The sequence below is a fragment of the Phenylobacterium sp. genome (genome assembly GCF_035309685.1).
Classification (GTDB): domain Bacteria; phylum Pseudomonadota; class Alphaproteobacteria; order Caulobacterales; family Caulobacteraceae; genus Phenylobacterium.
Window position 1 is genome coordinate 1 of the sequence record NZ_DATGEX010000032.1, and the last position, 14,330, is coordinate 14,330.

At 67.1% G+C, this 14,330-nt stretch carries 15 protein-coding genes; 7 read left to right on the forward strand and 8 right to left on the reverse strand.

The window, feature by feature from the left end:
• The coding region (locus VKQ35_RS10740; protein WP_324361406.1) for a sugar transferase at positions 1-279 on the reverse strand (279 nt) is incomplete at its 3' end.
• 157 nt (positions 280-436) lie between these two features.
• Between VKQ35_RS10740 and VKQ35_RS10745 the strand changes: the two genes are divergently transcribed.
• Positions 437-601, forward strand: a complete 165-nt coding sequence (locus VKQ35_RS10745; RefSeq protein ID WP_324361380.1) for a hypothetical protein — start codon at positions 437-439, stop codon at positions 599-601.
• Positions 602-675: 74 nt separating this feature from the next.
• Here the strand turns inward: VKQ35_RS10745 and rfbA are convergent, their stop codons facing one another.
• The 4 genes from rfbA to VKQ35_RS10765 all read right to left on the reverse strand — a co-directional run bounded on the left by rfbA (position 676) and on the right by VKQ35_RS10765 (position 4,951).
• On the reverse strand, positions 676-1,572 hold the full coding sequence (gene rfbA / locus VKQ35_RS10750) for a glucose-1-phosphate thymidylyltransferase RfbA (protein WP_324361382.1): 897 nt from the start codon (positions 1,570-1,572) through the stop codon (positions 676-678).
• Complete coding sequence (rfbD, locus tag VKQ35_RS10755) at positions 1,569-2,468, reverse strand: dTDP-4-dehydrorhamnose reductase (RefSeq protein ID WP_324361384.1); 900 nt, start codon at positions 2,466-2,468, stop codon at positions 1,569-1,571. Before rfbD ends, rfbA begins: the two co-directional genes overlap by 4 nt.
• Positions 2,465-3,514 carry a dTDP-glucose 4,6-dehydratase gene (rfbB, locus tag VKQ35_RS10760; RefSeq protein WP_324361387.1) on the reverse strand — a complete coding sequence of 350 codons (1,050 nt, stop codon included), beginning with the start codon at positions 3,512-3,514 and terminating at the stop codon, positions 2,465-2,467. Before rfbB ends, rfbD begins: the two co-directional genes overlap by 4 nt.
• A 135-nt stretch (positions 3,515-3,649) precedes the next feature.
• The gene (locus tag VKQ35_RS10765; RefSeq protein ID WP_324361389.1) at positions 3,650-4,951 is read right to left on the reverse strand and encodes an MFS transporter; all 1,302 of its coding nucleotides are present in this window, start codon (positions 4,949-4,951) and stop codon (positions 3,650-3,652) included.
• Positions 4,952-5,268: 317 nt separating this feature from the next.
• On the opposite strand from VKQ35_RS10765, the gene VKQ35_RS10770 reads away from it, so the two are divergent.
• From VKQ35_RS10770 to cysN, 3 genes are all read left to right on the forward strand, one after another.
• Positions 5,269-6,741 carry a hypothetical protein gene (locus VKQ35_RS10770; protein ID WP_324361391.1) on the forward strand — a complete coding sequence of 491 codons (1,473 nt, stop codon included), beginning with the start codon at positions 5,269-5,271 and terminating at the stop codon, positions 6,739-6,741.
• A 114-nt stretch (positions 6,742-6,855) separates the two neighbouring features.
• Positions 6,856-7,821 (forward strand): sulfate adenylyltransferase subunit CysD, encoded by a 966-nt coding sequence (gene cysD, locus VKQ35_RS10775; RefSeq protein ID WP_324361393.1) that lies wholly within the window; start codon positions 6,856-6,858, stop codon positions 7,819-7,821.
• A gap of 17 nt (positions 7,822-7,838) precedes the next feature.
• Positions 7,839-9,740: a sulfate adenylyltransferase subunit CysN gene (gene cysN, locus VKQ35_RS10780; RefSeq protein WP_324361408.1), complete on the forward strand. Its 1,902-nt coding sequence runs from the start codon at positions 7,839-7,841 to the stop codon at positions 9,738-9,740.
• On the opposite strand, the gene VKQ35_RS10785 is transcribed toward cysN, so the two are convergent.
• The 3 genes from VKQ35_RS10785 to VKQ35_RS10795 are packed head-to-tail and all read right to left on the reverse strand — an operon-like array spanning position 9,737 to position 11,968.
• Positions 9,737-10,378 (reverse strand): carboxymuconolactone decarboxylase family protein, encoded by a 642-nt coding sequence (locus VKQ35_RS10785; RefSeq protein ID WP_324361395.1) that lies wholly within the window; start codon positions 10,376-10,378, stop codon positions 9,737-9,739. The genes cysN and VKQ35_RS10785 overlap by 4 nt on opposite strands.
• A complete protein-coding gene (locus VKQ35_RS10790; RefSeq protein ID WP_324361396.1) occupies positions 10,378-10,911 on the reverse strand; it encodes a VOC family protein in 534 nt (177 codons plus the stop codon). The genes VKQ35_RS10785 and VKQ35_RS10790 overlap by 1 nt, the downstream gene beginning before the upstream one ends.
• A gap of 40 nt (positions 10,912-10,951) precedes the next feature.
• The gene (locus VKQ35_RS10795) at positions 10,952-11,968 is read right to left on the reverse strand and encodes an NAD(P)-dependent alcohol dehydrogenase (RefSeq protein ID WP_324361398.1); all 1,017 of its coding nucleotides are present in this window, start codon (positions 11,966-11,968) and stop codon (positions 10,952-10,954) included.
• Between the two features lie 204 nt (positions 11,969-12,172).
• Between VKQ35_RS10795 and VKQ35_RS10800 the strand changes: the two genes are divergently transcribed.
• From VKQ35_RS10800 to VKQ35_RS10810, 3 genes are all read left to right on the forward strand, one after another.
• Positions 12,173-13,084, forward strand: a complete 912-nt coding sequence (locus VKQ35_RS10800; RefSeq protein WP_324361400.1) for a polysaccharide deacetylase family protein — start codon at positions 12,173-12,175, stop codon at positions 13,082-13,084.
• Entirely contained in the window at positions 13,081-13,875 is a 795-nt protein-coding gene (locus tag VKQ35_RS10805) for a formyl transferase (protein ID WP_324361402.1), read from the forward strand. Before VKQ35_RS10800 ends, VKQ35_RS10805 begins: the two co-directional genes overlap by 4 nt.
• Before the next feature lie 252 nt (positions 13,876-14,127).
• Positions 14,128-14,330: hypothetical protein (locus VKQ35_RS10810; protein WP_324361404.1), on the forward strand; the 203-nt coding region annotated here is incomplete at its 3' end.

Here is a 14,330-nt window from a genome sequence, read left to right on the forward strand (position 1 = left end):
CATGGTGCGGAACTTGTAGATCGTGAACACCCGGCCCCGGTAGCCGGTCCGCCGTTGGCGGAAGATCGCCTGACCCGGGCTTTCCAGCCGGATCACCCCCATCACCACCAGCAGCAGCGGCAGGAACAGCAGAAGCGAAAACCCCGCGATCAGCACGTCCAGCACACGCTTGAACGGATGCGTCGCAACCGGATAGGCGGAAAGGCGGGCAGACGGGAGCACGCGTCGATCGAGACCCGCGCTCTGCGCCCGGTCCATCTCGCCCTGCTCCGCCAGCATGCTCACGTTGTCTTTTCCCCAGCCTTCAATTCGATCTACGGCGGAGCTGGACGAAAAGACGCTTAACCGGCCGTTTTCCATCTCTGCCCACGATCTCTTAAGCGCACCTGATGTTTATGGGACAGCCGCCCAGAACGGTCGGTTCGGAGCAAGAGCAATGCCAGCAGACGTGTCGTTCCAGGACATCGCCGCTCGCAGCGTCTCCATGGAGACCTCGTCGAGCCGCCGCCTCCCGCTGGGCGTGGGTCTCGTTGTCGCGGGCTCCGCCTCGGTGGGACTGTGGTTCGCCATCGCCGCCGGTCTCAAGGCCTTGTTCTTCTAAGACCTCAACAGCGCAGACCCGTTCGTCGGGTTCCCGACCGCATCTCGAATTTATAAGTCGGCCGCCTTGCCGGCCTATTCCGCCGCGTCATCCGCGCTGAGCGGGCGTTCCGCGAGCTGGCGCAGATACTGTCCGTACTCGCTCTTGGCCAGCGCCTCGCCGAGCTTTTTCAGCTGCTGGGCGTCGATCCAGCCGTTGCGGTAGGCGATCTCTTCCAGGCAACCGATCCGCAAGCCCTGGCGCTGCTCCACCGCGCGGATGAACTCGCCGGCCTGGATCAGGCTGTCGTGGGTGCCGGTGTCCAGCCAGGCGAAGCCGCGGCCCAGCAGTTCGACGTTGAGCTCGCCGGCGTCCAGGTAGACCTGGTTCAGGGCGGTGATCTCCAACTCGCCGCGATGCGAGGGCTTCAGCGTCTTGGCGAACTCGCTGGCGCGGCCATCGTAGAAATAGAGGCCGGTGACCGCGTAGTTGGACTTTGGGACCGCGGGTTTTTCCTCGATGCCCAGCGCCTTGCCGTCGGCGCCCAGCTCCACCACGCCGTAGCGCTCGGGGTCCTGCACTAGATAGCCGAACACGGTCGCACCCGTGTCCCGCGCGTCGGCCGCCCGCAGGGACCGGGTAAAGTTCTGCCCAAAGAAGATGTTGTCGCCCAGCACCATGACGCTGGGCTCGCCGGCGATGAATTCCTCGCCGAGGATATAGGCCTGGGCCAGGCCGTCCGGGCTGGGCTGCACCACATATTCGAACCGCACGCCGTAACGCGAGCCGTCGCCAAGCAGGCGTTTGAACGCCGCCTGGTCTTCCGGCGTGGTGATGATCAGGATCTCGCGCACGCCGGCCAGCAGCAGCACCGACAGCGGATAGTAGATCATCGGCTTGTCGTAGACCGGCAGCAGCTGCTTGGAGACCGCCAGGGTCAGGGGATGCAGCCGGGTGCCGGAGCCGCCGGCCAGGATGACGCCGCGCCTCATGCCGCAGACCTCTCTTCAGATTGGAGTTCCGCCACGATCTCCGCGACCGCCTCGCGCCAGGGCCGCAGGGTTACGCCGAAGGTGCGTTCCAGCTGGCCAGTGTCGAGCGTGCCGCGCATGGGCCGCTTGGCCGGCGCCGGCCAGTCGGCGGTGGAGCCGGAGGCCACCACCGGCGCGTCCTTGCCCAGGGCGATGGCGAAGACGCCGTCGGCAAACCCTTTCCAAGTGACCTCGCCGGCGTTGGCGAAGTGATGGACGCCGAACACCGGATCGCCGGTCTTGGCCGTGGCAAGGCGCCCGGCCTGAGACAGGATGAACCGCGCAAGGTCCCGCGCCGCGGTCGGGCGTCCGAACTGGTCGTCGACAACCTTCAGCGCGCGCCCCTCGCCGGCCGTCCGCAGCATGGTCTTGACGAAGTTCTTGCCGTGGCTGGAGACAACCCAGGAGGTTCGCAGGATCAGGGCCCTCGGGCAGGCCGCCAGGATCCGCCGCTCGCCCTCAAGCTTCGAGGCGCCGTAGACATTCAACGGAGCCGTCGCGTCGCTCTCTACATAGGGCGCACCCTTGTCGCCGGCGAAAACGTAGTCGGTGGAGACCTGCACCAGGGCTGGGCCGTCATCGCGCAGCGCCAGCGCGATCGCGCCCGGCGTCTCGGCGTTGACAGTGAAGGCCAGGTCACGCTCGCTCTCGGCGAGATCGACGGCGGTGTAGGCCGCGGCCAGCACCACCAGATCGTATTCGCCCTGCGCCAACCGGCGCACGGCGGCTTGAGGATCGGCGAAGTCGGCCTCGGCGCGCGAGAGCGCGGTGATCTCGACGTCGAAGTCCTTCGCCTGGCCCAGCAGTTCGCGCGCCAGTTGCCCGGTCGTCCCGAACTGCAGGATGCGGATCGTCATGCCTTGACCAGGCCCAGCCGCTCGGACTGGAAGCCGCGCTGGCGGATGCCCTCCACCCAGTCGCGGTTCTCCACGTACCAGCGCACGGTGTCCTCCAGGCCCTCCAGCAGCGGCATGCGCGGCTTCCAGCCCAGCTCCGCCTGCAGCTTCGAGGCGTCGATGGCGTAGCGGAAGTCGTGGCCCGGCCGGTCGGTGACGAACGCGATCTTGTCGGCGTGCGGGGTGTTGGCCGGCGCCATGCGGTCCAGGTGCTCGCATAGCATGCGGATCACCTCGATGTTGCGCTTGGTGGCGTCGCCGCCGATGCAATAGGTCTCGCCCAGCCGGCCCTTCTGGATCACCAGCAGCAGCGCCTCGGCGTGATCGTCCACGTGCAGCCAGTCGCGCACCTGGCGACCGTCGCCGTAGACGGGGATGGATTTTCCCTCGAGCGCGCGGCTGATCACGGTCGGGATCAGCTTCTCGGGGAATTGGAACGGCCCGTAGTTGTTGGAGCAGTTGGTCAGCACTACAGGCAGGCCGTAGGTGCGGTGCCAGGCTCGGGCCAGGTGGTCGGCGCCGGCCTTGCTCGACGAATAGGGCGAGTTGGGATCGTAGGGCGTGCTTTCGGTGAACTCGCCGTCCTCTCCCAGCGCCCCGAACACCTCGTCGGTGGAGACATGGTGGAACCGGAAGGCGGCTTTCTTGTCCTCCGGCAGGGCGTTCCAGTGGGCGCGGGCGGCCTCCAGCAGGACGGCGGTGCCCATGACGTTGCTGCGCACGAAGTCGAGCGGGCCCTCGATGGCGCGGTCGTTGTGGCTCTCGGCGGCCAGGTGCATCACCGCGTCGGGCTTGTGGCGGGCGAAGATCGCCTTCATCGCCGCCTCGTCGCAGACGTCGGCGTGCTCGAACGCGTAGTTGGGGTTGGCGGCCACGCTGGCGACGTTCTCAAGGTTCGCCGAATAGGTCAGCTTGTCGAGGTTCACCACCTGATGGCCGTCGGCGATCGCCCGGCGCACCACGGCCGACCCGATGAATCCGGCCCCACCGGTGATCAAGATCTTCATGCGGTCTTTCTTCAGCTCAACAGCGCTCTCAAGCGGCCCCAAGCCTGGGTACACTCAAAATATGAGCGTCCTCTTATAGCGATATGGCGAGCGCTCAACCCCTTGCACCGCCGCCGCGAACCTCGCCGGGACGGATCAGGCCGCGGCGGCCAGGCGCTTGTCCCGCGCGATCGAGCTCGCGGCCACGAGGTGAGCGACAATCGCCAGGATCACGATGGGATAGAGCGCGCCGTAGCCATAGAGTAGCGAGTGCACCCCATGTTCCGCCTTCATCTTGTCGCTGATGAAGCCGAGGTAGGTCGGCCCGCCGCCCAGGCCGACCAGATTGAGCACGAACAGCAGGATCGCACCCGCCATCGTCCGTTCGCCGGGTGGCACGGCGTTTTGCACGACGGCCAGGGCCGGCGCGAGGTACATGTTGGCGGCCAGAGCTCCGAATCCGATGAAGATCAGGGTCTGCTGCCAGGTCGGGGACAGGATGACGCCGGCGAGCGCAAACAGGGTCACGCAGAAGGCCAGGGCGGGGATCCAGGCGTACCAGCGCCGGTCGTTTTGCCCCAGCTTGTCGGCCAGCCAGCCGGCCGCGAAGGTGCCGACGACGCCAGTCACGCCCAACACGACGCTGTAGTACTGCGAGACCTCCTTCAGGCTCATGCCTTTCACCCGCATCAGCATGGGCGCGTTCCAGTTCAGCATGGCGTAGCCGACGAAGGCCGAGAGCGCACTGGAGATGGCGACACACAGGAGGGTGCGATTGGCGAAGAAGGAGCCGATCACTTGGAACGGCGGGGGCGCCGGCGCGTGGGCGTCACTTCCCCCGATAAGAGGATCGAGGCCGCCCCGCTTGGGCTCGCGGATGATCAGCAGCATCAACAGCGCCAGCACCACGCCCGGCAGGCCCACGACGAAGAAGGCCGTCCGCCAGCCGTATTCCGCCGCCACGCCGGCGCCCAGCGCGGCGCCGAGCATCGAGCCGATCGGCACGCCCAGGGAGTAGAGCGCCAGGCCGGTGCCGCGCTCCTTGGCCGGAAAATAGTCGGAGATCAGCGAGTAGGACGGCGGCGAACCGCCGGCCTCGCCGACACCGACGACCATGCGCAGGAGCGCCATCTGCACGAAGCTCTTGGCCAGGCCGCAGCCGGCGGTCGCCAGGCTCCAGATGCTGCAGGCGGCGGCCATGATCGTCACCCGCCGGTAGCGGTCGCTCATCCAGGCCACCGGTATGCCGAAGGTCGTGTAGAACAAGGCGAAGCTGAGCCCACCCAGCATGCCCATCTGGGTGTCCGTGAACCCCAGGTCCTTGCGGATCGGCTCGGTCAGGGTCGACAGGATCTGCCGATCCATGAAGTTGAAGGTGTAGACGACGGCCAACAGGCCCACGACCAGATAGCGATAGCCCTTCCCCGCCTTCGGCATGGTGGTGGTCGCTGCCGTCATTCAAAGCCCCCGAGCTCTCGACGTCCGGCGCCAGCGTTCTGGCTCCAAAATCCGGTACGTTTCCCTGTACGTCATGTTGCACGCCCCCACTGAGCTCGCCAAGCGCAGAGCTGTGACGGCGGCGAAACATGATCGGGGCTAGCCGAAGCCGTCTTTTCGTCCGCAAACTTGGCAGAACAACGGGACGTGGGAGCGGCGCGATGGGCAGACCTGGTGAAGACGGCGCCTCGCGTCGGCAAGTGCTGGGGGCAGGCGCGGCGGCGGTCGGTATGGGCGCGCTGCCCGTCCTAGCGCGAGCCGCGGCAAGCGGGCGCCAAGTGGCAGGGTTCCAGCCGGCGCTGGTCCCCTCACCTGAGACCCTGGACTACTGGCTGCGGATGTTGCACGCCTTCGGCCCGATCCGCTTCACCGGCACGCCACAGGCGCGGCAGTTCGAGGAGTTCCTGGCCCGGAGCTTCAGAGGGCTCGATTTCCAGGTCCAGATCGACACCTACCGGTTGATGGCCTGGGAGTGCGACCTCGCCCGTGACTGCGCGATCAGCGTCACCGAGGACGGCAAGGCGTCCAGGGCTCTCGATGTGGTCGCCTACTATCCCTTCGCCGCCTCGACCCGCGGCAAGGGGCCGGTGAGCGGCCGGGTGCTCTACGCCGGCGCCGGCGACGACGCGGTCAAGGCGCTCGTCGCCAAGACCCCGGCGACCGAGCTCGCCAGGTCCATCGTGGTCGTAGACATGCCGCTGGCGGGCGGCGGGGCGCGCGGAACTCCCAAGTTCTTTCCCGGGACCTTTCCCGATCCGATGGCGCCCAACTACACAGGCCCCAATCCGGCCAGCCAGGGCGGGCGGCCCTCGATGGAGGCGGTCGAGGACAAATGCCAGGCCCTGGTGCTCTGCTACACCGACGTTTCCAATGAGGCGGCGCGCTACAACTGGCTGCCGTTCAGCGACAAGCACCGGCGCACGCCAGCGCTCTGGGTCGGCGCAGACGACAGCCGCTACCTGGCGCGGGTCTCCGGCAAGGCGACGATGACGCTGCGCTGCGACGCGACGCTCACGCCCAATGCGCGGGCCGACACGGTCATCGCCACCCTGCCCGGCGCGTCCGACGAGGTCGTCTTCCTGACGACGCAGACCGACGGCCCCAACGAGTGCAACGAAAACGGCGGCCTGGGCGTGCTGGCTCTGGCCACCTATGCGGCCGGACGTCCGCGCGCGCTGCGCAAGCGCACCCTGGTCTGCTGCCTGCCGACCGGCCACTACGCCGCGGGCGCCGTCGCCGACAGGGAGACGGGGTCCGGCCGGCCCGCCGGCACGCGCGGCTTCATGAACCAGCACCCGGACATCGTGAAGCGGATCGTCGGCCACCTGTCGCTGGAGCAGATGGCGGCCATGGAGTGGACCGCCGCCGACATGAAGTGGGCCCCGACCGGCCTGCCGGCCCCGGAGATGTGGCTGCCCACCGCCACTGACGCGCCCGCCATGCAACGCATCTTCCATGCCGCGACAGTGGGCGAGAACCCGAAGTACTCCCGCTCGGCCATTGTCGAGAGTGGTTTCGCGCCCGGCGAAGGCGGCGCGCCGCGCGCGGCCGGCCTGCCGGGCTTTGGCCTGATGGGCGCGCCGCAGTACTTCTTCCGCGCCGACCCCATGGGCGTGATCAAGAAGCTGAGCCCGCGGGTCATGGCCAACCAGGTCGATATCGCGACCAAGATGATGGTGCTGATGGACCGGCTTAGCGTCGACCAGCTCTATGGCCGGGCCCCGATCACCGACGCCGATCTCTTCGGCTAGCTGTCGGCGCCCTAAGAATTCCTGGGGGCGGCCCGGGTTGTCGCGGCTGGCGCGCCTCTCTAAGTCACGCCTGCTGGCGAACGCTTTTCGTCATCTTTGCTGTAAGGTCCGCTGATGGACGCCCCCAAAGCCACGCTAGAGCGGGCGCCCGAACCTGAAACCGCGAGAAGCGCGCTGACCGCTCCCACCCTCACCCACCTGCAGCGCCTCGAGGCCGAGAGCATCCAGATCTTCCGCGAGGTGGTCGCCGAGTGCGAGCGCCCGGTGATGCTCTATTCCATCGGCAAGGACTCGGCGGTGATGCTGCGGCTCGCCATGAAGGCCTTCTATCCCGCCAAGCCGCCCTTCCCCCTGCTGCACGTGGACACGACCTGGAAGTTCCGGGCGATGTACGAGATGCGCGAGAGGATGGCGGCCGAGAGCGGCATGGACCTGATCGTCCACCAGAACCCCGAGGCCAAGGCCCGCGGCATCAACCCCTTCGACCACGGCTCCCTGCACACCGACATGTGGAAAACCGAGGGCCTGAAACAGGCCATCGACAAATACGGCTTCGACGCAGCCTTCGGCGGCGGCCGGCGCGACGAGGAGAAGTCCCGCGCCAAGGAACGCATCCTGAGCTTCCGTTCCGCCCAGCACCGCTGGGACCCGAAGATCCAGCGCCCCGAGCTCTGGCGGCTCTACAACACCCGCAAGGGGCCCGGAGAGAACTTCCGCGCCTTCCCGATCTCCAATTGGACCGAGCTCGACATCTGGCAATACATCTACCTGGAGGACATCCCCATCGTTCCGCTCTACTTCGCCGCCGAGCGGCCGGTGGTCGAGCGCGATGGCAACCTGATCATGGTCGACGACGACCGGATGCGGCTTCGCGAGGGCGAGGTGCCGCAGATGCGCTCGATCCGCTTCCGCACCCAGGGCGACTACCCGCTCACCGGCGCCATCGAAAGCACCGCCGCGACGCTGCCTGAGATCATCCAGGAGATGCTGCTGGCCACCACGTCCGAGCGCCAGGGCCGGGTCATCGACCACGACCAGACCGCCTCGATGGAGAAGAAGAAGCAGGAGGGCTACTTCTAGTGGCCGCCAAGTTCGAAATGGGGGTTTCCGACCTCATCGCCGAGGATATCGAGGCCTACCTCCACGCCCACCAGCACAAGAGCCTGCTCAGGTTCCTCACCTGCGGCTCGGTGGATGACGGCAAGTCGACCCTGATCGGGCGGCTGCTCTACGACTCCAAGATGATCTTCGAGGACCAGCTGGCGGCGCTGGAGGCCGACTCCAAGAAGGTCGGCACCCAAGGGGGCGAGATCGACTTCGCCCTGCTGGTCGACGGCCTCGCCGCGGAGCGCGAGCAGGGCATCACCATCGACGTCGCCTACCGCTTCTTCTCGACCGACAAGCGCAAGTTCATCGTCGCCGACACGCCCGGCCACGAGCAGTACACCCGCAACATGGTCACCGGCGCCTCGACCGCCGACGCCGCGGTGATCCTGATCGATGCGCGCAAGGGCGTGCTGACCCAGACGCGGCGGCATAGCTATCTGGTCAGCCTGCTCGGCATCCGCCACGTGGTGCTGGCGATCAACAAGATGGACCTGGTGGACTGGAGCCAGGCGCGCTTCGACGAGATCGTCGCCGAATACTCGGCCTTCGCCGGTCAGATCGGGGTCAAGACCTTCACCGCCATCCCGATGTCGGCGCTGAAGGGCGACAACATCACAGAGCCCAGCACCAATTCGCCCTGGTATTCCGGCTCGCCCCTACTGCGCTGGCTGGAGGAGGCTCCGGTCGAGGACGACCTGCGCGACAAGCCGTTCCGCATGCCTGTGCAATGGGTGAACCGCCCCAACCTCGACTTTCGCGGCTTCTCCGGCCTGATCTCGTCCGGCGTCGTCCGTCCCGGCGACAGGATCAAGGCCCTGCCCTCCGGCCGCGAGAGCACGGTCGAGCGCATCGTCACCTTCACCGGCGATCTGAACGAGGCGGTGGCCGGACAATCGGTGACGCTCACGCTCGCCGACGAGATCGACGTGTCGCGTGGCGACGTGCTGGCCGCAGCCGCCAGCCCACCCGCCGTCGCCGACCAGTTCGAAGCGACGCTGATCTGGTTCGACGAGGAGGCCATGCTGCCGGGCCGCCCATACCTGATGAAGCTCGGGACCCGCACGGTCGCCGCCCAGGTCGCCGAGCCCAAGTACAAGGTCAATGTGAACACCCTGGAACAGCTCGCCGCGCGCAAGCTGGAGCTCAACGAAATCGGGGTCTGCAACCTGGCGCTCGACGCCCCCATCGCCTTCGACCCCTACGCCGAGAACCACGACCTCGGCGGCTTCATCCTGATCGACCGCATCTCTAACCGCACGGTGGGCGCGGGCCTGCTGCACTTCGCGCTCCGGCGCAGCCAGAACATCCATTGGCAGGCCATGGACGTCGACAAGGCGGCGCGCGCGGCCGCCAAGGGCCAGAAGGCGCAGGTGGTGTGGCTCACCGGCCTGTCCGGCGCCGGCAAATCGACCATCGCCAATCTGGTGGAAAAACGTCTGCTGGCCGAGGGCCGCCACACCTACCTGCTGGACGGCGACAACGTGCGCCACGGGCTCAACAAGGACCTGGGCTTCGCCGAGCAGGACCGGGTCGAGAACATCCGCCGCGTCGCCGAGGTCGCCAAGCTGATGGTCGACGCCGGCCTGATCGTGCTGGTGAGCTTCATCTCGCCGTTCCGCGCGGAGCGGCGGATGGCGCGCGAACTGATGGGCGAAGGCGAGTTCGTCGAGGTGTTCATCGACACGCCGATCGCCGAGGCCGAGCGGCGCGACGTCAAGGGCCTCTACGCCAAGGCCCGTGCCGGCGAGCTGAAGAACTTCACCGGCGTCGACAGCCCCTACGAGGCGCCGGAACACCCGGAAATCCGCATCGACACCACGGCGCTCTCGGCCGAGCAGGCGGCGGAACAGATCTTCGCCTGGCTGGACGGCGGCGGTTCGGCCGACCGCTAGCGCCGGCGCCCGATATCCAGGAAATCCCGGCCGTTGAAATCCTCTGGCGCCGCCACCTCGACGATCGGGTCGTCACGGTCGTCCCATTCCAGGCGCAGCGCCTTGGTCATCACCGCGTGCATGTCATAGAGGCAGGCGATGTAGGTGAGTTCCAAGATCTCCTCGTCGGAGAGAAAGCCCTTCAGCGCGTCGAACACCGCGTCCGGCGTGCGGCCGGCCTGCAGGGCCAGGCAATCGGCGTATGCCAGCACCGCGCGTTCGTTGGCGTCGAAGCAATCGGCCACCTGCCAGTTGGCGACGGCGGCGATCTTGTCCTCGGCCACGCCCAGCCCACGCAGCGACTTGCAGTGCTGCGAGTAGACGAACTGACTTGCCTTGGCCCAGCCGACGCGGGTCTGCGCGAGCTCGCGCAGCACCGGATCGAGCTTGCGGTTGGGGCTGCGGTAGAGGGCGAATCCGCGATTGCAGTGCTCCAGGATGTCGGGCGCGACCGCGAACGTCGTCCACCAGTCGCCGGTCGTGCCGGTGCTCGTGCCGGGCTCAGCCACGGGGTCGCGGTCGCCGAACAGCAGGTCGTAGGTCTTCAGCACGACTTCGCTGGTGGCCTCGGCGCGGCTGACCTGCCGAAGGCGTGGCATCAGGCGATCGCCGGTTCGCGGGCGCGGCCGGGCTCGTGGGCGACGTCGTCCGGCCGGAAGCCGCGCAGGATGGCGGCGTACTCCAGCATGATGCCGTTGGGGTCGCGGAAGTAGACCGAGCGCACCCAGACGCCCTCATGCATCTCGCGCGCCACGCCCATTGGGCTGTCGTCGTGGTTGACGACGATCGGCACCGAGACATGCACGCCGGCCGCCTGCAGCCGCGCGATGGAGGCCTCCAGCTGGTCTTCGTCCATGTCGAAGGCCACGTGGTTCATCGAGCCCACCGCCGAGCGCGGCTCGGCCGGAAAGTCCTTCACCGAGGCGATCCCCGGCGCGGCGGGCGGCCCGTCCGGCCACCAGAAGAAGGCCAGCAGCGAGCCGCCGCCGCAGTCGAAGAAGAAGTGCTGGCCGCCGTCCGGCAGGGCGACGGTCTTCACCAGCGGCATGCCCAGCGCCTGGGTGTAAAACGCCACGGTCTCAGCCATGTCGCGGCAAACCAGCGCCAGGTGGTTGATGCCTTTCGTCTGCATGGCGGTCTCCTCTCGTTCCTTGCCCGAGCCTACGCCCGGATCAGAATTCCAGCACGATCTTCCCAAAATGCTCGCCGCCCTGCATGGCGGTGAGGGCGGCCTTGGCCTGCGTCCACGGAAAGACCTTGTCGACGATGGGGCCGATGCGGTGCAGCTCGATCAGCCGGCACATGGCCTCGAACATGTCGCGCGAGCCGACCGACAGGCCCTGCAGCCTGGCCGAATTGCCGATCAGGCCGGCGGTGTTGAAGCCCGAGCCCAGGCCCGCCACGACGCCGACGATGGCGATATGGCCGCCGATCTTGATCGCCTTCATGCTCTGCTCGATGGTGCCGCCGCCGCCCACCTCGATGATGAGGTCGGCGCCGACGCCGCCGGTGGCCTCGCGCACCGGCTTCGCCCACTCCGGCGTTTCGCGGTAGTTGACCAGGTGATCGGCGCCGAGCGCCTTGGCCCGCGCCAGCTTCTCGTCCGACGAGGAGGTAATCAGCGTCCGCCGGCCCGTGGCGTGCGCGAACTGCAGGCCGAAGATCGAAACCCCGCCGGTGCCCTGCAGCACAACGGTGTCGCCGGGCCGCAGGTCCGCGTCTTCGTAGAGCGCGCGCCAGGCGGTCAGCGCCGCGCAGGGCAGGGTCGCGACCTGCTGATCTGTGAGAAATTCAGGGACCTTGGAAACCCCGTCGGCGCTGAACACCGCCAGTTCGCGGCCGGCGCCCGGAATGGGCGAACCCAGGGAGGAGCTCAGCTTGTCGAGGTTGGGTGGGCCGGATATCCAGCGTTGAAAGAACAAGGTCGCCACCCGGTCGCCGGGCTTCACGCGCGTCACGCCTTCGCCCACGGCCTCCACCACGCCGCAGCCGTCGGAGAAGGGCGTGACCGCGCCGCCGCCGGCCGCCATCCGGCTGTACATGCCGCCGACCATCAAAAGGTCGCGGTAGTTCAGCGAAACCGCCCGCATGCGGACCAGCACCTCGCCGGGCCCCGGCGTCGGATCCGGCGCTTCGATGATCTCCAGGGCGTCGAGACCCCAGGGCTCTTTGACTTGCAGTGCGCGCATAGTCGGCCTCCCTGCCGTCGATCCGCCATTGGAGGCGCCGGGCCGGGCCGGCGCAAGGGCGCCCCGGCGTCAGCGGCTGCCCGCCGGGGCCGCTCCGGCGTTCACTTGTCCATCACCTCAACATGCGTAAGGTGCCGGCTTGGCGAGAGAGGTGGTGTAGAGCCCCGACGCGAGCCATGGGCTGAAGATCACCGAGGCGCGACGATGTCGGCTGTCACCGCAGTTCTGTACCATAACATCGCCGAGCAGGAGACGCCCTTCGAGGCCGGCCTGGGCGTCACGACCCGCCCGGAAATCTTCGAACAGCACCTGGAATTCTATCGGAGAAACTACGACGTCATCGACCTGGAGACGCTCCTCTCCGGGAACCTCCCCCGCCGGCCTCTGCTGATCACCTTTGACGACTGCTACCGCTCGGTGGTCTCGGCTGCTAAGAACCTTCTGGCGCCCCGCGACATGCCCTCGGTCTTCTTCGTGAACCCGACCCTGGTCGGCGGTGGAATCTCCCTCGACAACTTGATCGCCTGGGCTTCGAACACCCACGGCGCGGCCGCCGTCTGCGAGATTCTCGGCCTCTCCGCCGAGCAGAACCCGACCGGGGCGGCGATCATCGCCAACCTCCTCTCAGCCTGCACCGCCAAACAACGCCTCGAAATCCGCCGAAAGCTCGCCGCGGCTTTTCCGATCAGCGACTCTGAGATGGCGACCCGCGGCCCGATGCTGCAGGCCGAGGATTTTCCGGCGCTGCGGCGGCTACGCGTGGAGATAGGCAACCACACGGCCAGCCACGTCCACTGCGGCGCGCTAGACCCCGACGAATACGGCGACGAGCTGATTGCCGCCCAGACGGATCTCCAGCGGCTGTCCGGGGGTCCGATCCGGTCCTTCAGTGTCGCCTACGGCGATGAGCGGGACCTTCCGTCGTCGGTCCTTGAGACCCTGCGCGACAGCGGACATAAGGCGATCTTCCTAGTCCACGGGCGCAGCAATATCGACCGCAAAGCCTCGGACATCTGGTACCGCGTAAGCTTCCGCAATGAGAGCGTGGCTCGGATGCCGCTCAGGCTGTCGATCTTCCCGCTTATGCGCACTGTCAGGGATCGTCTGCGCGCATGACCGATCGCATTGTGGTGATCACCTGCGACGGCTTGGAGCACAAGTACGTCACCAATCGCATCAGCCGCGCCTTCGACGTGGAGGCCATTCTGGTCACCGAACAGCCGCCAGGCCGTTCGTGGAAGACCGTACTGAAGAAGAGCCCGATCGAGTTCTTGGACAGGGCGCTGCGGCGGCTGCTTCTCAAGGTCATCGCCGATGAACGCCAGCGTGATCGCGAGTTGAGGCGTGTGTTCGGCGAGGCGAATTGCGCGCAGTTCGCCGAACCTTCGAAAATCATCCAGGTTGGGCGACCCAAGGCCGGGCGTCTCCGTCGCGAGGTCGAGCGGTTGGCGCCCGATTTCCTAGTGATCTATGGCACCGGCATTATTCCGGACTCAGTGCTCGGCAAGGCGGCCAAAAAGGCCTTCAACATGCACACTGGGATCAGCCCCTACTACCGCGGCGCGGCCTGCGCCTTTTGGCCGATCCACGAGGGCGAACCTGAGAAAATAGGCGCTACGGTCCACGAATGCATTTCGGCCGTGGATGGCGGCGAGATTTACCTGACCGTCCAGGCGCCGTTGTTCCGCGGCGACGGCCTGCATGCCGTGTTCGCCCGCGCGGTCAAAGTCGGCGCAGACGGTTACGTCAAGGTGTTGGACGACGCCGTCAACGGGCGGCTGACCGGACGATCCCAGGATCTCTCGGATGGGCGTGAGTTCCGCGGGGCCATGCGCAGCCTGGGCGCCGAGATTCTCACGCGCTGGCGGATGCGGCGGATGCGGCCCGGCTGGCCCGTCGAGACCTAGGATTGTCGGCGTTAGCGCCGCGAACACGGATGCCAGACGCTTCCGTGGGCGGCGTCCGCCCGTCGACAAATGACCCTGAAATCCCCCTTGGCAGTGCGGGGCCCGGTTCGGCCCCGAGGTCGGGCGTGCGACGGTATGAAGCTTGGCTGTCACGCAATATTGGTTTGAATTATTTCGATTTTCGCTCGATGGTTGAACCGCGTTGCGCGAGTACGTGACACGGGGTAGCGAGTGAGTGGGTGGGGGCGTCTCTTGACGACTTTCGGCGTTTCGAATGCGGCTGACCTATCGTTTGCGCTGAGCTTGGCGCAAGACGGCGACGTGATCAGCCTTTCGTCGGGCGACTATGGCGACGTGTCGATCAGTGGCAAGGCGTTCGCCAGCGACGTGACGATCACGTCTGCGGACCCGGCGCATGCGGCGGTGCTGCGCTCGCTGGATGTAGAGAACAGCTC